Annotated in this window: 19 protein-coding genes; 12 read left to right on the forward strand and 7 right to left on the reverse strand. The window is 37.7% G+C overall.

Annotation, left to right across the window (positions count from 1 at the left end):
- The first annotated feature begins 477 nt into the window (after positions 1 to 477).
- From recG to rplS, 12 genes are all read left to right on the forward strand, one after another.
- Positions 478 to 2,511 carry an ATP-dependent DNA helicase RecG gene (gene recG, locus AAA923_RS01170; protein ID WP_338214069.1) on the forward strand — a complete coding sequence of 678 codons (2,034 nt, stop codon included), beginning with the start codon at positions 478 to 480 and terminating at the stop codon, positions 2,509 to 2,511.
- 12 nt (positions 2,512 to 2,523) lie between these two features.
- Positions 2,524 to 3,525, forward strand: a complete 1,002-nt coding sequence (plsX, locus tag AAA923_RS01175) for a phosphate acyltransferase PlsX (RefSeq protein WP_338214070.1) — start codon at positions 2,524 to 2,526, stop codon at positions 3,523 to 3,525.
- Between the two features lie 13 nt (positions 3,526 to 3,538).
- On the forward strand, positions 3,539 to 3,781 hold the full coding sequence (gene acpP / locus AAA923_RS01180) for an acyl carrier protein (protein ID WP_041499641.1): 243 nt from the start codon (positions 3,539 to 3,541) through the stop codon (positions 3,779 to 3,781).
- 294 nt (positions 3,782 to 4,075) lie between these two features.
- Complete coding sequence (gene rnc / locus AAA923_RS01185; RefSeq protein WP_041499642.1) at positions 4,076 to 4,765, forward strand: ribonuclease III; 690 nt, start codon at positions 4,076 to 4,078, stop codon at positions 4,763 to 4,765.
- Between the two features lie 13 nt (positions 4,766 to 4,778).
- A complete protein-coding gene (smc, locus tag AAA923_RS01190) occupies positions 4,779 to 8,324 on the forward strand; it encodes a chromosome segregation protein SMC (RefSeq protein ID WP_338214072.1) in 3,546 nt (1,181 codons plus the stop codon).
- A 9-nt stretch (positions 8,325 to 8,333) separates the two neighbouring features.
- The gene (gene ftsY / locus AAA923_RS01195; protein ID WP_338214074.1) at positions 8,334 to 9,788 is read left to right on the forward strand and encodes a signal recognition particle-docking protein FtsY; all 1,455 of its coding nucleotides are present in this window, start codon (positions 8,334 to 8,336) and stop codon (positions 9,786 to 9,788) included.
- 2 nt (positions 9,789 to 9,790) lie between these two features.
- The gene (ylxM, locus tag AAA923_RS01200) at positions 9,791 to 10,132 is read left to right on the forward strand and encodes a YlxM family DNA-binding protein (protein WP_041499647.1); all 342 of its coding nucleotides are present in this window, start codon (positions 9,791 to 9,793) and stop codon (positions 10,130 to 10,132) included.
- A gap of 9 nt (positions 10,133 to 10,141) precedes the next feature.
- Positions 10,142 to 11,578: a signal recognition particle protein gene (gene ffh, locus AAA923_RS01205; RefSeq protein ID WP_338214076.1), complete on the forward strand. Its 1,437-nt coding sequence runs from the start codon at positions 10,142 to 10,144 to the stop codon at positions 11,576 to 11,578.
- Between the two features lie 661 nt (positions 11,579 to 12,239).
- On the forward strand, positions 12,240 to 12,512 hold the full coding sequence (gene rpsP / locus AAA923_RS01210; protein ID WP_041499650.1) for a 30S ribosomal protein S16: 273 nt from the start codon (positions 12,240 to 12,242) through the stop codon (positions 12,510 to 12,512).
- Between the two features lie 60 nt (positions 12,513 to 12,572).
- Positions 12,573 to 13,088 carry a ribosome maturation factor RimM gene (gene rimM, locus AAA923_RS01215; protein ID WP_338214079.1) on the forward strand — a complete coding sequence of 172 codons (516 nt, stop codon included), beginning with the start codon at positions 12,573 to 12,575 and terminating at the stop codon, positions 13,086 to 13,088.
- Positions 13,088 to 13,816, forward strand: a complete 729-nt coding sequence (trmD, locus tag AAA923_RS01220; protein ID WP_041499653.1) for a tRNA (guanosine(37)-N1)-methyltransferase TrmD — start codon at positions 13,088 to 13,090, stop codon at positions 13,814 to 13,816. The genes rimM and trmD overlap by 1 nt, the downstream gene beginning before the upstream one ends.
- Positions 13,817 to 13,930: 114 nt before the next feature.
- Positions 13,931 to 14,284, forward strand: coding sequence for a 50S ribosomal protein L19 (gene rplS / locus AAA923_RS01225; RefSeq protein WP_041499654.1), 354 nt, complete (start codon positions 13,931 to 13,933; stop codon positions 14,282 to 14,284).
- A gap of 387 nt (positions 14,285 to 14,671) precedes the next feature.
- Here rplS and AAA923_RS01230 read toward each other — a convergent pair whose 3' ends face one another.
- From AAA923_RS01230 to AAA923_RS01260, 7 genes are all read right to left on the reverse strand, one after another.
- A complete protein-coding gene (locus AAA923_RS01230; RefSeq protein ID WP_338214082.1) occupies positions 14,672 to 15,364 on the reverse strand; it encodes an ABC transporter ATP-binding protein in 693 nt (230 codons plus the stop codon).
- A 4-nt stretch (positions 15,365 to 15,368) separates the two neighbouring features.
- Positions 15,369 to 16,430 carry an FtsX-like permease family protein gene (locus AAA923_RS01235; protein ID WP_338214084.1) on the reverse strand — a complete coding sequence of 354 codons (1,062 nt, stop codon included), beginning with the start codon at positions 16,428 to 16,430 and terminating at the stop codon, positions 15,369 to 15,371.
- Positions 16,414 to 16,956, reverse strand: a complete 543-nt coding sequence (locus tag AAA923_RS01240; RefSeq protein WP_338214085.1) for a TetR/AcrR family transcriptional regulator — start codon at positions 16,954 to 16,956, stop codon at positions 16,414 to 16,416. Before AAA923_RS01240 ends, AAA923_RS01235 begins: the two co-directional genes overlap by 17 nt.
- A gap of 135 nt (positions 16,957 to 17,091) precedes the next feature.
- Positions 17,092 to 18,894 (reverse strand): oleate hydratase, encoded by a 1,803-nt coding sequence (locus AAA923_RS01245; RefSeq protein ID WP_338214086.1) that lies wholly within the window; start codon positions 18,892 to 18,894, stop codon positions 17,092 to 17,094.
- Positions 18,895 to 19,024: 130 nt separating this feature from the next.
- Complete coding sequence (locus tag AAA923_RS01250; RefSeq protein WP_338214088.1) at positions 19,025 to 19,579, reverse strand: TetR/AcrR family transcriptional regulator; 555 nt, start codon at positions 19,577 to 19,579, stop codon at positions 19,025 to 19,027.
- Positions 19,580 to 19,599: 20 nt separating this feature from the next.
- Positions 19,600 to 20,034 carry a pyridoxamine 5'-phosphate oxidase gene (locus tag AAA923_RS01255; protein ID WP_338214090.1) on the reverse strand — a complete coding sequence of 145 codons (435 nt, stop codon included), beginning with the start codon at positions 20,032 to 20,034 and terminating at the stop codon, positions 19,600 to 19,602.
- A gap of 86 nt (positions 20,035 to 20,120) precedes the next feature.
- Positions 20,121 to 20,981 (reverse strand): MurR/RpiR family transcriptional regulator, encoded by an 861-nt coding sequence (locus tag AAA923_RS01260; RefSeq protein WP_338214092.1) that lies wholly within the window; start codon positions 20,979 to 20,981, stop codon positions 20,121 to 20,123.
- Positions 20,982 to 21,024: the final 43 nt, after the last annotated feature.

The following is a 21,024-nucleotide window of genomic DNA, read 5'->3' on the forward strand; positions in this document are numbered from 1 at the left end:
AGTCTCCAAACACGCCCGGTGGTGTAACGGCTAAAGCCGTTACACCACACCCACAGCGGGTAAATGCTCTCAGTTCTTCCGACTCATTGATTTCTATTGGTTTGTTAATTTATACTAATAATTAATTGTTAGTATAACCAAACATAATTCAATGATTAAGTTGATATAAAGTAAAAAATTAAAGTTACATTAGCCGGAGGTCGTCAGTAATATAGTCAGCAGTGAAGGTGGCGTTAGAGCTTTAGCTCTTACACCACAGGACGACTTTGAAGACTTGCTGGTTTTGCAAGGCTTCAAAGCGAGGTGTGAGACCGCACTTTGGCTCACACCGGTCCTCACAGCAGACTATATTATTGACGACCGTAGGCGACAAAGAGATAAACCATTTAAACCAAAGGAGGCAGTGATGAAACGATTCGTTTTGTCATAGCCTTTTTTCATTTTGAAATATTGTCTAGAGGAGAGGAGGGAAAGTTTATGGATCTGAGGAAAATTTCACTTGCTGAATTGCCTGGTGTTGGTCCCAAGAAATTAGAGGCCTTGCAGTCACTAGGTATTAACAATGTGTATGATTTATTATTTTATTTTCCTTTTCGCTATGAGGATATGCAGGCAAAGTCTCTGGACGATGCTGTTGACCAGGAGAAAATCTTGCTCAAAGGTGTCGTTGCCAGTGAGCCAGTTGTAGCACGTTTTGGTTATAAGAAGACACGTTTAAATGTCCGGATTTTGGTCGATAGTGAGTCAATCATGGTGACATTCTTTAATCAGCCATGGTTAAAAGATAAATTTGAAACTGGAACTGATGCGGCTGTTTACGGCAAGTGGAATGAAAACCGCCGTTCATTGATGGGTATGAAAGTTATTGATGTCCATGACAATTCGGTTGATTCTGTTTATTCAGTCAATAAAAATATTCATCAAAAAACCTTGATTAATTTAATCAAGGCTGCATATGAAAAATATCATGATCAGATTGATACGATTGTTCCGGCATATATTCGTACGAAGTATAAATTGTTGGATGATGAACAGATTGTTTCTGGCATCCACTTTCCAAAGACTCAGGAACAAGGTGATGAAGCCCGGCGGAGTGCTAAATTCCGAGAGTTTTTCTTGTTCCAATGTGGTCTGCAAAGTATCAAACGCAGCGATGAGCAAAAAAATGTTGGTATCGTTGAAAAATATGACCATGACTTTATTCAAAAATTTATCGACAGTTTGCCTTTCAAATTAACTGAGGCGCAAGATCGTGTGACAAAAGAAATTCTCAATGATATGGAATCAACGCATCACATGAATCGTTTGTTGCAAGGTGATGTTGGTTCTGGTAAAACAATTGTTTCAGTTATTGCCATGTTGGCATCCGTGACAGCCGGTTATCAGGCGGCTATCATGGCACCGACCGAAATCTTGGCACAACAACATTTTGATAAAATTAGTAAGTTGTTGTCACCTTTACATATCAAGACGGCTTTATTAACTGGCTCCTTGACTAAGAAAGAACATGATTTCATTGCTGGCGATATTGAAAATGGCAAGACTAATATTGTTGTCGGAACGCACGCTTTGATTCAGGATAGTGTTGATTTCAAAAAATTAGGCTTTATCGTAATTGATGAGCAACATAGATTTGGTGTTAATCAACGAAAAGCTTTGCGTGAGAAGGGTCAAAATCCTGACGTTCTAGCAATGACTGCCACACCAATTCCACGTACTTTGGCAATTACAACTTATGGTGACATGGATGTTTCACGAATTGATCAGTTACCGGCTGGTCGTAAAAAAGTTGAAACTTATTGGATCAGAAGTCAAAAGATTGAGCAAATGTATCGTTTCGTGACTAAAGAATTGAGTGGAGGTGCACAAGTTTATGTTGTTACACCGCTGATTTCTGAGTCAGAATCGATGGATTTGAAGAATGCTGAACTGATTTATGATAAGTTCACCGAATTATTTGGTCAGAAGTATCATATCGGACTTTTACATGGTCAGATGCCAAATGATCAAAAGGAAACGGTCATGAAGGATTTTTCTGATAAAAAAATTGATGTTTTGGTTTCAACAACCGTTATTGAAGTTGGTGTTGATGTACCAAATGCCTCAGTTATGGTAATATATGATGCTAATCGTTTCGGATTATCACAGTTGCACCAGTTGCGTGGCCGTGTCGGACGTGGAGAAAAGCAGTCGTATTGTATTTTGATTGCTGACCCCAAGAATGAATCAGCCACTGAACGGATGAAAATTTTGACATCAACTAATGACGGATTTGTCTTAGCTGAAGAAGATCTGAAGATGCGTGGCGCTGGTGATTTGTTGGGTAACCGTCAATCTGGTTTGCCTGAGTTTAAAGTTGGTAATCCAATCAACGACATTAATATTTTGGAAGTGGCTCAAGAAGAAGCTAGTCGACTTTATGAGGATGAGAAATTGCTCAATAATCCGGAGACTAAAGCCTTGAAGTCATTTATTAACGATGAATATGAACAATTAAATAATTTTGATTAGTGAGGAAACAAAATGAAAATAGCTGTTGATGCTATGGGTGGCGACAATGCACCGCAAGTAGTAGTTGAAGGAATTGAACGTGCTCGTGACGAGTGGAAAGATTTGGAATTTGTTTTATATGGTAAAGAATCAGCCATTAAGAAATATTTGAAGAATGATGAACGTATTACAATTGTCCATACTGACGAAGAAATTCTGGGAACTGATGAACCTGTTAAAGCTATTCGTTCGAAAAAGGATGCTTCAATGGTTTTGGCAGCTAAGTCAGTTAAAGATGGTGAAAATGATGCTTTGTTCTCACTTGGAAATACTGGAGCTTTGTTAGCAGCTGGTATTTTTATCGTTGGTCGTATCAAACAAGTTGCTCGTCCAGCTTTGATGCCTACTTTGCCAGCAACTAATTCTCCTAAGGGTGTAAATATGTTGGATGTTGGTGCTAACGCCGAAGCTAAGGCTTCATATTTACAACAATGGGCTGTTATGGGTTCAATCTATGCTCACGATGTTAAGAAAATCGATAAGCCACGTGTTGCTTTGTTGAACAACGGTACTGAATATGACAAGGGCGACAGCATGCACAAGGAAGCTTATCAACTCTTGAAGGATACTGAAGATATTAACTTTATCGGTAATATCGAATCAGGTGATATTCTGGCTGGTAAAGCTGACGTGATTGTTACCGATGGTTTTACTGGAAACGCTGCTTTGAAGGCGACTGAGGGTACCGCTAAGATTCTCTTGGGACAACTAAAAGATGCCTTGCTAAATAACGGTATCTTTACTAAAATGGGTGCAGCTATCGTTTCTCCATCGCTTAAAGGTATGAAGCAAATGTTCGATACATCTCAAGCCGGTGGTGCCGTTTTACTTGGACTAAAGTCACCAGTTGTTAAAGCCCACGGTGCTGCGGATAATCGGGCAGTCTATTATACTGTTAAACAAATTTATGATATGTTATCTAACGATACAATTAATAAAGCTAATAAATATTTTGAAAAAATGAGTGAAAAATAAGGAGATTCCATCCATGAGTGAACAAGAAGTTTTTGATAAAATCGTTGCATTGATTGCCGACAAGTTCGAAGTTGACGCATCAACAATTACTAGAGAAACATCATTTACAAAGGATCTTGACGCAGATTCAATTGACCTTGTTGAATTTGTCCTTGAACTAGAAGACGAATTTGGTGCCGAGATTCCAGATGACGACGCTGAAAAGATTACAACCGTTGGCGCAGCCACAAGTTACATTTCATCACATCAAAAATAAGGCCATTAGGTCTTATTTTTTTATACTAAGCGTCCACAGGGATAAGAATATTCATCAGCAGTGAAAGTGGCGTTATTGCTTTAGCAATTACACCACCGGGCGTATTGGAGACCTGCGGGTCTTGCAGGGCTTCAATCGAGGTTCGAGACCGAACTGTGGCTCGGACCGTACCGCGCAGCAGATGAATACTCTCAGCTCTGGAAACGGCAGAAACTTTTCAACCTTTATTTATACTGATAATTATTTAGGAGCAAAGTTTAGTATAATTAGTAATATTGGGAAAGGGGACACGTTATGTTAGATCCAAAGTTCTTACAAGTTTTAGATGAGCAATACGGAATTAAGTTTAACGATAAAAGTTTGGTTGAAAGAGCCATGACTCATTCATCCTTTGATAATGAACACAAAGGTTTGGGTATTGGTGATTACGAACGCCTTGAATTTTTGGGGGATGCGGTTCTTGAAATCAATATCTCTCGTTACCTTTTTGAAAAATATCCACAATTGCCAGAAGGCAAATTAACACGTTTGAGATCAGACATTGTCCGGACTGATAGTTTTGCACGTTTTGCTAAAGAAATTAATATCGACAAGTATTTGTTGATTGGTAAAGGTGAAGAAAAACAAGGTGCCCGTCAAAGACATACATTGTTGGAAGATATTTTCGAAGCTTTCAACGGTGCTTTATATCTTGATCAAGGTAATGAAGTGGTTGATGATTTCTTGAAGAAAGTCGTTTATCCACATATCGATTCTGGTGAATTTTCAGAAGATACTGATTTCAAGACTCATTTACAAGAAAGATTACAACAATCTGGTGAAGTCGAAATTGACTATAAGGTCATCGACGAAGAAGGTCCTGACCACGACAAGAAGTTCAAAGTTGAATTGATTGCTAATGGCAAGATTTTGTCTAAAGGATTGGGTTACAGCAAGAAGCATGCCGAACAAATGGCTGCCAAGAGAGCATTAGAAGAATTATAGGAGTTTGTAGTTTATGCCGTTAAAATCATTAACGATCAATGGGTTTAAATCTTTTGCTGATAAAACAAAGATTGATTTTACCAGTGGAATTACTGGTATTGTTGGACCCAACGGGAGTGGAAAATCAAATATTACTGAAGCCATTCGTTGGGTAATGGGCGAACAGTCAGCAAAGAGTTTACGTGGAGACAAAATGGTCGATGTGATTTTTGCTGGGAGTGCCACACGTCCACAAATGAATCGGGCAGAAGTTATTTTACAATTCGATAATCATAATCGAGAGCTCAAGTCGTCCCAAGATGACTTGGTAATTTGTCGTCGCTTATTTAGAAATGGCGATACGGAATTTTTGATCAATAATAAACAATGTCGTTTGCGTGATATTACAGAATTGTTTATGGATTCAGGGATGGGAAAGCAGTCATTTTCTATCATTTCTCAGGGTCGTGTTGAAGCAATTTTCAATAGTAAGCCGGTTGAACGTCGGACAATTATTGAAGAATCCGCCGGAGTCTCACTCTTTAAACAGAAGAAACAACAGGCTGAAAGTAAACTGTCTGAAACGACTGACAATCTTCACCGTGTATCAGATATCGTTTCAGAGTTGTCAAAACAAGTTGAACCTTTGAAGGAACAGGCCAGTATTGCCCGCGATTACAAGGAACAGAAGAGTAAGTACGACAGTATTTATCAAAAAATTCTAACAATTGAAGTTAAAAATTTGTCTGCTCAAAAACGTCAAATCGATAAAGATTTGCGTGAAGTTAAAATGAGTCTGCAAAATATTTCTAAGCAAGTAAAAATTGCCAATAAACAAGTTGAAGATAACAACAAATCTGTCCAAGATTTAACTAATCAGATTGATGATAACCAAGCTAAATTGACTGAGTCGACCAAGACTTTGGAAATTTTTAATGGAAAAGTTGCCGTTGCGGATGAACGTAATGGATTCAATTCGTCAAATAAGCAGTCATTGAATAATCAATTGACTAATTTGCAAGCTAATAAAGTGACAAATCAAGCTAAGTTGGCTGAATCTAATCAGAAATTGGCTGAATGTGTCGAAAAGATTAAAGACTTTGAGAAACAATTGGCCGATATTCAACAATTGAAGAAGAAAACTCCAGCTGATTTGCAGAAGAACATTACTGATTTAAGAAATAATTATGTCAATTTATTGCAAGATCAAGTTTCAAATAATAATGAACAGAAATTTTCACAACGCCAATTGGAACGTGTTCAAGCTTCAATTAATGAGCAACAGGACCAATTAACTGATGTAACTGAGAATTTAAATAGTTCCAAAAATGACAATGATTCAATCAGCCAACAAGTTAAAAAGTTGGTTGACGATAACAAATCATTACTTGAGCGTGATCAACAGTTAACTCAAAGTATCAACGAAGTAACTGAAACTGGTAAACGTGAGAATAGTAATTACTTGAAGATTCTTGAGAGTCTCCAAGAAATTAAAGCTCGCAAACGAATTCTAGAAAATATGGAACAAGAGCATGCTGGATTTTTTGAAGGTGCTAAAAATGTTCTGAATAATGAGCAACAATTGACTGGTATCGTTGGTGCTGTAGCTGAATTGATTTCTGTACCAAAAGAATATCAATTGGCAATTGAAACAGTTGTCAGCAATCAGTTGCAGTCAATCGTTACTGAGGATGAAGCTGCTGCTAAAAAGGCAATCGCCTTCTTGAGACAAAGTCGTGGTGGTCGTGCAACATTCTTACCTTTGAATATTATTCAAGCACGAAATATTTATGCTAATGATTTGAACAAAGCTCAAATGGTCGCAGGTTTTGTTGGGGTCGCTAGTGATTTAGTTAAATATGATGACAAAGTTTCTAACATTGTTAAAAATATTTTGGGTAACTTATTGATTGCCAAAGATATCAACGTTGCTACAAAGATTTCTGCCGCCGTTAATCGTAAATACCGTGTCGTTACTTTGGATGGAAATGTTGTTAACGCTGGTGGATCAATGACCGGTGGACAGCAACGTCGGGTTAACTCAAGTATTTTGACTCGTAAGGATGAATTACAGTCTTTGAACAAGGATTTGTCAAAGCAAGAATTATTGATGGATGAGAAACAAAAGACTGTTCAAGATTTACGTGATCAATTGACAGCTCTCAATGCTGAAAAGAAGACGGTTGATGAAAAATTAGCTCAATTCAATGCTGAAAAGAATCATTTTGAGAGTGAAATTTCGACTTATCAAAATGAAGAGAAACACTTCAGTGAACGTTTGGATGTTATCAAGTACAATTTGGCTAAATATCAGTCAGAACAAAAGGATTTGCAGAAAAACCTAGAGTCTCAAAAAGAGTCTGCTAAGAAGATTGCTCAAGAGATTGAAGATACTCAAGCTGAAATGAATCAGAAACAGAAGATGTTAACTGATTTTGATGCTGAACTACAATCGATCAATCAAAAAGAGCAATCGATTCAGACAAAATTGGCTGTTGTTAAGAGTAATCATGAAAATGATGCTACACAAAATGCTGATTTGACGGCTATTGCTGAACAGACAGATAAACAAATTGCTGATGTTCAACAACGATTGACGATTCTTGATTCTGAACGTAATCAATTGGATCTTAATAGCACTGAGGTTAAGAATCGAATTGAAGAACTTAAGCAAGAAATTGCTCAACTTCAAAAAGTTGTTGCTGATTTGAAAGCTAAACGTGAGAAACAACAAGCATTAGCTACTGATTTGAATACTAAAGCACAACGTAATTTCGATTTGCAAAAGAATGCCTCTGATCAACAAGAAACTTTGGCAATTCAAAATACCAAGCTATCGAATCAAATTGATAGCCGATTGGATACTTTGTCACAAGAGTATCAATTGACTTATGAAGCTTCACTCTTGGCTTTGAAGCACGGTGATTATGATCCGGATGAGTTGCAAAAAGAGGCTCGTCTGTTGAAGATGGGTATTGAAGAATTGGGAACGGTCAATTTGTCAGCGATTGAAGAGTACGACAAGGTCAAAGACCGTTATGAATTTTTGACTCAACAACAAAATGACTTATTGCAAGCTCGTGCCCAATTACTTGATACAATGTCTGAAATGGATAAAGAAGTTACGACTCGTTTTAAGAAAACTTTTGATGAAGTTGCGGCTGCCTTTGAAGATATTTTTCCAGAAATGTTTGCCGGTGGTCGAGCTAAGCTAGTCTTGACTGAACCGGATAATCTTTTGGAAACAGGGATTGAAATTATTGCCCAACCGCCAGGGAAGAAATTCCAACGTTTGAGTTTGTTATCTGGTGGTGAGAAAGCTTTGACGGCAATTACACTGTTATTTGCTATTATTAAAGTTAAACCGGTACCATTTTGTATCCTTGATGAAGTTGAAGCTTCACTTGACGATGCGAATGTTTATCGTTTTGCTAATTACTTAAATCAATATGACGCTAACACTGAATTTATCGTCATTACTCACCGTAAGGGAACGATGATGAACGTCAATCGCTTGTACGGCGTAACGATGGAAGAGTCCGGTGTATCACGGATGTTGTCTGTGCATGTCAAAGAATAGGAGTTAATAATGGGATTATTTGATCGAATTAAAAAAGCCTTTACTGGTAAAGATGATTCTGAAGATAAAGATTTAGAAAAGAAATCTCAAGAAGAGTCTGAAAAAGAATCTGACCAAACTGCCGAAGCCAATGAAGCTACATCTGATGAAAAATCAGAAACAAGCTCAGAAGCTAAAAGTGAAGAACCAGTTCAATCTGTAGAAGAAACTCCGACAGAAGAACCAAAAAGTGAAGTTAAAGAAGAACCAGTTGAGTCCGAATCAGCAGAATCTACTGAAGACGAAGTTAAGAAAACACCTTCAGAACCTGCTGAAGAGGCCACTTCAGAGCCAGAACCAACAAAATCCGTTGAAGAAACTAAAGAAGTACCTGTTGAAACCGAAAGTACACCAGAAGATACCGTATCTGAAGAATCAACTGATAATTCAGAAACTGAAGAGTCAATCGAATCCGAATCTGAAACTGAAGAGTCATCTGAAACAGAACCTTCAGAATCAGAAGAAGAACCCAAAGATGATGTTCAAGAATATGATGAAGGACTTAAAAAGAGTCGTAATTCCTTTAGTTCTCGTTTGAATCGTTTCTTAGCTAACTTTAGAAGTGTCGATGAAGATTTCTTTGATGATTTGGAAGAGTTGTTGATTGAATCTGATGTTGGTTACGAAACAGCTATGCGAATTTCTGATGAATTACGTGAAGAAGTTAAGTTGGAGAATGCTAAGAAAAAATCTGACGTTTCCAATGTAATCGTTAAGAAATTGGTTGATATGTATGGTGAAGAGGGCAAAGAAGAAGATAACTCTTTGAAATTCAGTGCTGATAAGACACCAACTGTTTTCTTATTTGTCGGTGTTAATGGTGCTGGTAAAACTACTACTGTCGGTAAACTTGCTCACCGCTATCAACAACAAGGCAAGAAAGTTTTACTAGCTGCTGCGGATACATTTAGAGCTGGTGCGATTGAACAATTACAAGAATGGGGTAAACGTGATGGCGTACCTGTGCAAGCAAGTAAGGCCCACACTGATCCAGCTTCAGTTGTTTATGATGCCGTTAAACGTGCTGTTGAGGAAGACTTCGATATCTTGCTAGTTGATACTGCTGGTCGTCTTCAAAATAAAGAAGGTTTGATGCGTGAACTAGAAAAAATCAAGCGTGTTATCACTCGTGAATTACCAGAAGCACCACAGGAAGTTCTGTTGGTACTTGATGGTTCCACTGGACAAAATGCCTTGAGCCAAGCTAAACAATTTAACGAAACAACTGATGTTTCCGGAATTGTTTTGACAAAGCTTGATGGTAGTTCCCAAGGTGGTGTCGTCTTGGCTATCAGAAATGAATTGCACATTCCCGTTAAACTAGTTGGTTTAGGTGAACAAATGGATGATCTTCGCGACTTTGATCCAGAGAAATTCATCTATGGTTTGTTCAAGGAATTGATTGTTGGGACGTCTAACAAATAGTTATGAACATTGATGAAACAACACGAGTGAACTTGTTGTATAATTTTTATCATTCATTACTGACCAAAAAGCAAAGTCGTTATTTGGATTTATATTATGTTGAGGATTTTTCGCTCAGTGAAATTGCGGAACAACTAGAAGTTTCTCGACAAGCGGTCTTGGATAACTTGCATCGTTCGGTCAGTTTGTTAGAATCGTTTGAGAAAGAGCTTGGTTTGATTGAGAAAACTCAAGAGATTGATGATATTTCTGAAAAACTCGACCAACTAGTTCAGACGAAGTATGCGGATGATAAAGAATTATTAGATTTAGTCCAAAGAATTTCAAAAATAAATGAAATGTAGGAGTAGAGTATGGCTTTTGAAGGATTAAGCGAACGCTTAAATAAAGTTTTCTCCTCACTAAGAGGTAAAGGTAAACTTTCTGACGAAGATATCCGTAAAGTAATGCGTGAAGTACGTATGGCTTTGTTGGAAGCGGATGTTAACTTTGACGTTGTTAAAAAATTCGTCAAGTCTGTTAGAGAACGTGCCTTAGGCGCCGAAGTAATGGAAAGTTTGACGCCATCACAACAAGTTATCAAAATTGTTGATGAAGAATTAACTAAGATTATGGGACAAGAAGCTGTTCCATTGAACAAATCCAAGCATATTCCAACAATCATCATGATGGTTGGTTTGCAAGGTGCTGGTAAAACTACAACAGCTGGTAAATTAGCTAACCGTTTAAAGCATGAAGATAAAGCTCGTCCATTATTCATTGCTGGGGATGTTTATCGTCCCGCTGCCATTGAACAATTGAAGACTATCGGTCAACAACTCGATGTGCCAGTGTATGACGAAGGAACTGAACATGATCCAGTTGACATTGTTCGAAATGGTTTAAAAGTTGCGGAAGAAAACAAGAATGATTACGTTATTATTGATACTGCTGGTCGTTTGGAAATTGATGAGCAATTGATGCAAGAACTTCAACGTATCAAAGATTTAGCACATCCAGACGAAATTTTGTTTGTTGCTGATTCCATGACTGGTCAAGTCGCTGCTAAGGTTGCCCACGGATTTGATGAACAACTCGATATTACTGGTGTTGTTTTGACTAAGTTGGATGGTGATACCCGTGGTGGTGCCGCTCTTTCAATTCGTGACGTGACTGGTAAGCCAATCAAGTTTATTGGACAAGGTGAAAAACTCGACCAATTAGACGTCTTCCATCCTGATCGTATGGCCAACCGTATCTTAGGTATGGGTGACATGCTGACCTTGATTGAAAAGGCTCAGACTGATTACAACGAAGAACAAGCTAAGCAAGTTGCTGAAAAGATTCGTGAGAATAGTTTTGATTTTAACGACTTTATCGACCAAATGGACCAGATTCAAAAGATGGGTCCTTTGGATGAAATCATGAAGATGATTCCAGGAATGGCCAACAACCCTGCTTTAGCTAATATCAATATTGGTGAAAAAGATATTGCCCATTTAAAGGCAATTGTTTACTCAATGACACCATCAGAACGTGAAGATCCCGATTCATTGAATCCATCACGTCGTCGTAGAATTGCTGCCGGTTCCGGTCAAAGCGTGCAAAACGTTAACCGAATGATCAAGCAATTCAAGCAATCACGAGACATGATGAACAAGATGAGCAAGGGTAACATGGCTGGAATGGATCAACTTATGGGCAATGGTGTCAAAGGTAAGTTGGGTAAGATGGCTATGCATTCTATGGTTCGTAAGAACAAGAAAAATAAGAAGAAACGTTTGAAGAAGATTAAACGCTTTAAGTCATAATTTTTTGGGGGCCGCCTCCGGGTGACAGTAATAAATATAGTCTGCGGTGGGACCGGTTCGAGCCGAAGTGCGGTCTCGAGCCTCGAGTTTTGAGCTTTGCATAGACCGCAAATCTCAAAACTCGTCCTTGTTGTAAGGCCAGAAAATCGCTGACCTAACAACAATTTCACTGCTGTCTATATTTATTACTGTCACCCTCCGGCTAGATTTTGACTGGTTTCAATTTTTAATATTAATATGAATAATATATTAAATATCATTTATCGCAGTTTTTAAAAGTGATGATGATATTTTTTTTATTTAAGAGGCTAACCTAGTATTCTATTGCCTAAAATATGCTGTAATGATTATTGAATTATCAGTGTTCCTTAAAGGAAACTAGTCGGAAGAGCTGAGAAGTATTCACCAGCAGTGGAAGTGGCGTTACGGCTTCAGCCGTTACACCACCGGGCGAGTTTGGAGACTTTCCGGTCTGTGGAAAGGCTTCAAACCGAGGTTCGAGACCGAACTTTGGCTCGGACCGTTCCGCACAGCAGGCGAAATACTTCTCAGCTCTGGAGACGGAATATAAAAAAATCAACTGGTGTAAAGAAAAAAACTTTACAGTTCTTGTAATTTTGTGTATACTAACAAAGTTAAGTATTTAGGAGGAAACAAACATATGTCAGTTAAGATTAGAATGAAACGTATGGGTAGTAAGTTACGCCCATTTTATAGATTAGTTGTTGCAGATTCACGTTCACCACGTGATGGTCGTTTTATCGAACAAGTTGGTTATTACAACCCAATCTCACAACCAGAAGAAATTCACCTAGAAGACGACAAGATCGTTGAATGGTTAAACAAAGGTGCACAACCTTCAGATACTGTTCGTCACTTGTTGAAACAACACGGAATTATGCAAAAGTATCACGAAAGCAAATTCACAAAATAGTAATTTTTGATGGGGCCTGACAAGAGTTGTCGTGGTCCTATTTTTATTCACGGAGGAAAAATGACCGAAAAATTATATCGAGTTGGTACAATCGTCAATACTCACGGTATTAAAGGCGAAGTAAGAGTGATTTCAATTACTGATTTCCCAGAGGACCGCTTTAAGGCCGGTGCCAAGGTTTACTTGAAGAACAAAGATCAAGTGACTGAATTTACTGTTGAGTCATCACGTCCACACAAGAGTTTTATTCTATTGAAATTTAAGGGTTACGATAATATCAATGATGTTGAAAAGTATGTTAAATCAGAATTATTTGCTGATGGCGAAGAAGTTTCTAACCTCAATGAAGGTGAATTTCTTTATAAGCAAATTATTGGTTTGACTGTGATTGATAAAGACTTAGGCGAAGTCGGCAAGGTTACTGAAATTATTGAGTTGGGTTCAAATGACGTTTGGGTCGTTAAAGGACCTAAGTATAAAGAAATCTTGTTGCCTTACATTGACGATGTTGTTAAAGATGTAGATATTGATAATGGCGTTGTTAATGTTGAAATACCGGATGGGTTGATGGATTAATGGATATTACAATTTTAAGTATTTTTCCAAAAATGTTTCAGGCTTTAGACGAATCATTGATTGGTAAAGCTCAGGAAAAAGACCTCGTTAATATTGATGTCGTTGATTTTCGTGATTTCACGACTAACAAACAAAATCATGTTGACGATGGCACATATGGTGGTGGAGCTGGGATGTTATTGCAGGCTCAACCGATTTATGATGCAATGGATTATGTTGAAAAGAAGAAACCTGGTAAAAAGCGAGTTATCTTGTTGGATCCAGCTGGAAAAACTTTCAACACGAAAATGGCCAAAGACTTTGCTAAAGAAGATCAATTAGTCTTTATCTGTGGACATTACGAAGGCTTCGATGAACGAGTAAAAGATTTAGTCACTGATGAAGTTTCAATCGGTGATTATATTTTGACTGGTGGGGAATTGCCAACTATGAGTATGATTGACGCTACATTGCGTTTCGTACCTGGAGTTTTGGGCAATTCTGAGTCAGCTGAGGTAGAATCTTTCTCTAATAACTTATTAGAGTACCCTCAATACTCACGTCCAGCCGATTTCCGCGGTAAAAAGGTACCTGATGTATTAATCAGTGGGGATCATGAAAAAATCCGTGTTTGGCGTCTTAAACAAGCTTTGAAGAAAACACTTGAACGTCGTCCTGATTTATTGGAAAAGGCTGAGTTGACCGATGAGGAACAAAAGTACTTACGTGAAATTCGTCGAAATAACTAGTTTACAATTATGTTCAAATAAAGTATTATATTATAAGTGTTTAAACGCACATATTAACGATATTCCGCTGTGTATCAAAGGATATGTATGAGTGTCGGCTAGGAGAAATTATTTATGAATAAATTAATTCAAGATATTACATCAGAACAATTACGTTCTGACGTACCTGACTTCCGTAGTGGTGATACTATTCGTGTCCACGCTAAGGTTGTTGAAGGTAGCCGTGAACGTGTTCAATTATTCGAAGGTGTTGTCATCAAGAGACATGGTGCTGGTATCAGTGCTACATACACTGTTCGTAAGATGAGTAATGGTGTTGGTGTTGAAAGAACATTCCCACTAAACACACCTCGTGTTGAACAAATCGAAGTTATCAGACATGGTCGTGTACGTCGTAGCAAGCTTTACTACCTACGTGCTCGTACAGGTAAGGCTGCTCGTATTAAAGAACGTCGTCGTGACATCTAATTTAATGCAAATAGCTTAAAAAATCCGCTATCTCAATTAAGAGATAACGGATTTTTTTTCCGCCTCCGGGTGACAGTAATAAATATAGTCTGCGGTGGGACCGACTTGAGCCAAGGTCTCAAGTCTCAATTTTGAGCTTTGCATAAACCGCAAATCTCAAAACTCGTCCGTGTTGTAAGGCCAGAAAACCGCTGGTCTAACAACAATTTCACCGCTGGCTATATTTATTACTGTCACCCCCTGGCTCTTTTATTCGCTATTTGGTGATCTATCAATAGTTGGGAATATTTGCTAAGACCGATCCATAAAGCGAACAAGGCCTGTAATCCAATTTTGGATTACAGGCCTATTTGCTTTAAATTGATAAATTATATATGAACTAAAAACTTACTCAGCCATACGCATTTCTGAATCTAATGTCATTTGACCATCCATGATCTTGTAAACATTATCTGCAAAGTCACGTAATCTTAAATCGTGAGTTAAGATTACTACAGCTGTATTTTGTTCACGTGCTAAGTCTTGGAATATTTTGCCAACTTCGATGACTCGTTCACTATCTAAGGCTGCTGTTGGTTCGTCAGCTAAGAGAATATCAGGTCTGGTGTAAAGTGCTCTAGCGATTGCTACTCGCTGATTTTGACCACCTGATAGTTCACCAGGGTATTTATTTTCTAATTCCCTGATGCCTAGTTTATCCATTAGACTTTCCAGCGAAAGGTTAGTCAAATTGTGTTCTTTCTTAACTTTTTTCACTAGTTTGAATTGTTCTTTGACAGTTAGGTAGGGAACTAGGCTGTATGATTGGAGCACAAAGCCGATACTATTCAAGCGCATTGCATCGCGTTGTTTGCTAGTCATTGATTTCACAGCTTTGCCTTCGAGTTGAACTGTGCCGTCTGTGGGTGTCTGCAAGCCTCCAGCGATAGTTAGAAAGGTACTCTTACCGGAACCTGAAGGTCCGATTACTAAGTTTACTTGGCCTTTTTGAGCGGTGAAATTGACGTCTTTTAAAACGTGAACTCGACTGGTGCCGGTACCGAAATATTTATTGATATTATTTAATTGTAAAGTTGCCATTTAATTAGCCTCCGATTACGCTGACAGGATCAACATTTAAGATTATTTTGATGGGAATAAGCGATCCAAGTAGTCCGGTCAGAATTAAACCGAGGCCGACTGCGGAAAGTATAGGGATATTGAAACTCATTGGGACTGCTGTTGGCATGGCAAAAGCGGTGATTCCTGTGAGGACTGTCGCAATTATCAAGCCACTGACTACGAGGATAACTGATTGAGAAATTGTGGCGTTGACAAGTGTTTTGGAAGGAATTCCTTGTGCACGTAAGACAGCGTAATTTTGAATTTTCTGGATTGTTAGGATGTATAAAAAGACTGCGATAACAATTAGAGAAATGATCATTAGGAAGCCAATCATAAAGGTAAAGGTTGAGTTTTGTGCGGAATAGCCCGGTAATTTAGAAATAAATGCTTTCATTTTATAAGTCTTGAGTTGTTTGTCTTTGACATCAAAGTTGGCATTCTTGGAAACGACTGCGCTGGCCTTGAAAGGTCCGTTCAAGTTCTTGATTGATAGCCAGTTGTCAATTTGCCCATAAACGACTGGGGCAACGTTCAATTTAGCATTCTTAACAAATCCGACGATTGTGTAACTAGTTGAAGCTGAATTGAATTTGATCTTGTCGCCAAGTTTGTAGCCGTCTGTTTTAAATTTATCGTCAACTACAACTTGATTTGTTTTATTGAAGTTATGTCCGGAGCTGATTTTGAGATTTTTAGCGATAAATTGTTTCTTGTCTAATCCTAAATATTGAGCCGACTCTTTAGTGAGACCACTTTTCTTAGCAACAACCGCTGCTTGTCCAATATAGGCTTCATTTTTAGTTATTTTAGAATTCTTGATTTGATCTTTAGTAATGAGTGATTGCGTCAAACTAGTGTTGGAATCTTTGTCGAGGACAATACTCTTGGCGTTCCATGAATTGATGGCATCGGTATTTTCATTAGCGAGTCCCATTGAAAGGCTCGTTAAAATGAAAATTAAGTAACAAATTAAAACAATCATACCGATGATTAGGCCGTATCTGAATTTTTCTTTTTTGATTTCTTTAAGTGATAGGAACATGTTCGTCATCCTCTTTGGCTAGGGCATTCAAGATGCGAGCCAGCTTCTTTAATATTATTTCTTTAGTACTGGGGTCAATCATGATTTGTTTAATAGATTCGTGAATCATGACTTGAGTGGCCCAATGGAATTCGTTTTCAGTTATCATGTGATTATTGAAAGGGGCCTGAAATTGCGATTCGTTGTAAAGCAAATGCATTTTGACTAAGGCAAAGTAACGACTGCTAGTACTTTTTTCAATAAAATCTCTGACTTGCCCAACATATTCGTCTGGTTTTAGTTCATGACTAGAGCTGGTGGCGATATCTTGGTGAATATCTTTTAATGCATAGCCGTATATATAATGATAGGCATCGTTTAGATCATCAAAGTACTTATAAAAGGCACCACGTGCAATACCAGATTCTTTAACAATTCTTGAAACTTGGGCATCAGTTAAACTATGATTGGAAAATTCATTTAATAGGGCATCAGTTATTAATGATTTTTTTGATTCGTTTAAGTTTTCGAAAGTTGTAGAAACCATATTTCCTCCTTTGTGACACTGTGTCACTTTTTAACATGAACAAAGTATAACCATTTAGTGACACCGTGTCAACAATTGAGAAATAAAAAACCACTGTATCTCCAAATTGGAAATTACAGTGGTTTATTTGGCTAATTATTTGCTATGTGGAGCCTTAGGATGCAAAACTGATTCTTTCAATGGAATAGTCTTATCGCGTCCTAAGTACATTTGATAATAAGGCGGTACGTTGTTTACGTAATCTAACAGCATCTTTTGAATGGCTGGTAATGCTTCAGGTGTAACTGCTGGAAGGTCACTAGCTTTGATTTCACCCTTGATACCATTGAATCTCTTAACACGTTCTAATAGATAACGGATATCGTAACGTGAAGGGTTAACTTCGATGACATCTTTATCAATGTTCAATAGTTCGTAGACACTTTCCAAACCTGTTCTAACTGAAGTTTCAACTGTGAAGACAACATCATCATCAACTTCAACAAATTGTCCTAAGAAAGCTAGGTTAGTGCAGCCGTCAGGAACAACTTTTGGACGATCGCCGAGTTCACGTGGCATAAATTGACTTGTTACATAAGGCATCATGGCTGTTGACATGTATGTGTGTTTCAAAACTTCATCTTTAATGTCGAGCATTCCCAAGTGATAGAGGAGTTCAGTCATGATTTCATCACCGGTACAATCCCACATACGTTTCTTGATGTAGTTACCGACGTTTTCACCGTAAAGTCCATAGCCCCAACCAACTTCTTCGTCGTCAGCTTGATATGGGAAGAATGGCTTGTGGTGAATTTCGAATGACATATCCCAATTTGAATCTCTGAATGTCATTAAACCACCAGTACCAGCTTTACTACCAGATAACTCTTCGATACGTCTGAAAAATTCTGGATAATCCTTAACAGTAGGGAAGAATGAGATCCACTTAGTTTTATCAATTTGTCCCAAGAATTTATCTGGGTGGCCAAATTTATTGTCTTTCTTAGCTAGGTTCTTCCAAATAGTGAAAGTACCCATGTGTTCTGTATCAGTGTTAGTTACAGCGACAGTATCGTTGTCCCCGAATGTACTATTTTCACTGATTGAACCACTTGTAACAAAGACTAAGTCCTTGCTGCTGACAGAAATTGCGACATCTTCATCATTATGGTGAGCTAGGATTGCTTGAACGGTATCGTTCTTTTCATCGAGTGTTAAATCGTAAACGGTAAAGTTGTTAACAAAGTGAACGCCGTGGTCGATTAGCCATCTCTCGATAGGAAGAATAATTGCGTCATATTCGTTATATTTAGTGTGAATGAATCCTTCGAGGTATTCGTGACGGTTGATAAAGGTAAATCTTTGCCAATAACGACGGCATTCGATGGCACTGTGATAGTGTTTGAAAGCTAATTGACTGTGGAAACAAACCCAGAAGTTAGTCTTGAAAAAGTCTTCGTCAAAGAATTCATCGATACGTTTGTTAGCTAAATCTTTTTCTGAAGAAGCGACAACTTTAGCCATGGCAGTAACATATTTTTGAGGAAGCTTGTAATTGTGATACTGTCCATCAATTTCACCTTGATTGACGATAACACGAGCCTCACTGTGAATTGGATCATCACGGTTGAAATCAACTACATCATCAAGAACGGTTCTACCTTCATTTTCGAGTGAAGGAATTTTACTACAAAGATACCAGAGACATTCCATGTAAGGTTCTAGTTCACGTTCAGCTCGGCAAAGGTAACCCTCATTGCCCTTAGTACCGTCCATGGAACCACCCATAACAGGTTTCTTTTCATAGATAGTAATGTTATCTCCAGGCATTTTAGCGTCATCAATTAAGAATGCTGCTGTTGCTAAACCAGCGATACCACCACCGACAATATTGGCCTTTCGACCATCAACGCCAGCTGCTTTATGAGGATGATACATTGTTTTATAAATATTCATCATAAATACCTTCTTTCATTGTTAGTTCTTACTTACAAGTCCAACAATAAAATAAAGTGAGTGCTGAGACAATTTACAAAAAAAACGAAATGTAAATTTGATTTACACTTCGTTTTTTTTGTAAAGTTGATGATTATTCGGCATATTTGTTCAAGGCTTTCTTAAAATCCCCTTGGACTAGGACGCCTGTTTGTTCAACAATCTCTTGTGGGTCATCTTTCATACCATCCATGATCCACTCCAAAATCAGGGCAATGAAGGCCAGGCTGTAGAAGTGGGCGATGAAATCCTTGTGTTTTTGATCAACAGACATACCAGCGGCTTGTTTTTCAACGACTTTAATAATATATCCATAAATAACTTTATAAATATATCGTTCCATTAAATCACGATATTCTGATTTGTAAACATTTTTAGTAATGTTGCCACTGTCGCGTAGGGCAATCATAATATCATAGAAACCCTTGTGCCAGTTGTCGTAATCAGCCACATTACCAAGGATATTATCGGCATTTTGTCGAGCTGAAAATTCGACTAATTCATAAATATCAGAAAAATGATTATAGAAAGTTTGACGCGTCAATTGACATTCAGTGACGATATCTTTCACAGTGATTTTGTCGATTGGCTTAGTTTGTAAAAGAGTATTTAATGCATCAATCAAAATGGATTCGGTAGTATTTTGCATGAAAAGTTCCTCAGTTTTAGTTAGTTAAATTGCACAGTTAATTTTTCACGACCAAGGCCTGGATCAACGTAAACATCTTTGAGTTTTAATTCGAAGACTTGTAACTTGGGACCAATCATATCCCAAACTTTTTGATAATTAGGGACAGAATCTAAATATTTTGGCAATAAATCTTCCATCGTCTTGTCTGAATGTTCAATCGTGACATTTTGTGAACGAATATATGGGTTGCCAATCATGTCGCTGTTAGGGATGCTGATAAATGCGACGCTTTGAGCTTGATCGTATTCGAGCGTTCCGGCAGCCCCTTTGACTGATGAGAAGTAGAGTGTATCTGGTTGATCTTCCAGCCAAACAAAGTTAACGATTTTAACGTTGACCTTGTTGTCTACAGAAAGGCTGAGCGCCATTTTATTAGTAGTTTTAGTGACGTTCTTTAATATGGAAATATTCATATATTGTAACTTCCTTTTTTAATCATTATTATTAATTAAATCATAACACCAGCAAGCGTTATATCAGCTGATAAAGCTATCAAATATTATTCAGAAAATCGCGAATCAGCAAATAATTTTTCTGAAGCTAGGCGATGTCTTTGATTTTCATCGTAATTGGCAACGAATAGGCAGGAGTAAAGGGTATTTAAAACATATTCGATGCCCACTTGTGAAGCAAAAGGTGAAATTTTAACAGTGTTACTTTCTGTATTAGCTACTGGCACAACAATATCACTCAATTTGGCAATTTTAGAATCTTTGTCAGATGTAATAGTGATAATTTTGACGCCATTTAGACGAAGTATCTGTGCAAGCTGATATGTATTCTTACTTTGTCCGCTGTATGAAATTAAGATCGCACAGTCATTTTTGGAGTAGTTAGCGGCCATGAATTTGCTTTCTTCAGTCAGATTTGGCAAGTTGGCATTTAGATTAATTTTCATTAACTTATTTTGGAAACTTAAGGCTGAGATATAAGTATCTCCATAAGCGAAGATACCTAATTTTTGTGATTGAAAAATGTCACGAACGGCGTGTTCCAACAAATCATTGGTCAATAATTCACTCGTTTGCTTTAGCGAGGTTTGCATTAATTCTAATAATTTCTGGGCAATCTCTTTATTGGAATCATCTTCAGTGAACGGAAAATCAGGATTAACGGCTGAAATATCATTGTAGTGTTGTTGCAGTTCAGCAGATAATTTGATTTTGAAATCTTTATATCCTTTGAGACCAATTTTTCGACAAAGTCTAACGATGGTTGAAGTTGAAGAAAAAGTGGCTGTCGCAAGGGATTGAATGGACTGGTTGATGACAGATTCCTTATTTTTGAGAATATAATCAGCCAATTGCTTTTCCGAACCGTTGAATTTGTCAGCTTTTGTTAATTGATAAATAATGGTCATCCTGATACCTCCGTTGTTAAATATGAAAAAATGTTCCAAATTA

Source organism: Companilactobacillus muriivasis (assembly GCF_036246245.1).
In the GTDB taxonomy this organism is placed as follows: domain Bacteria; phylum Bacillota; class Bacilli; order Lactobacillales; family Lactobacillaceae; genus Companilactobacillus; species Companilactobacillus muriivasis.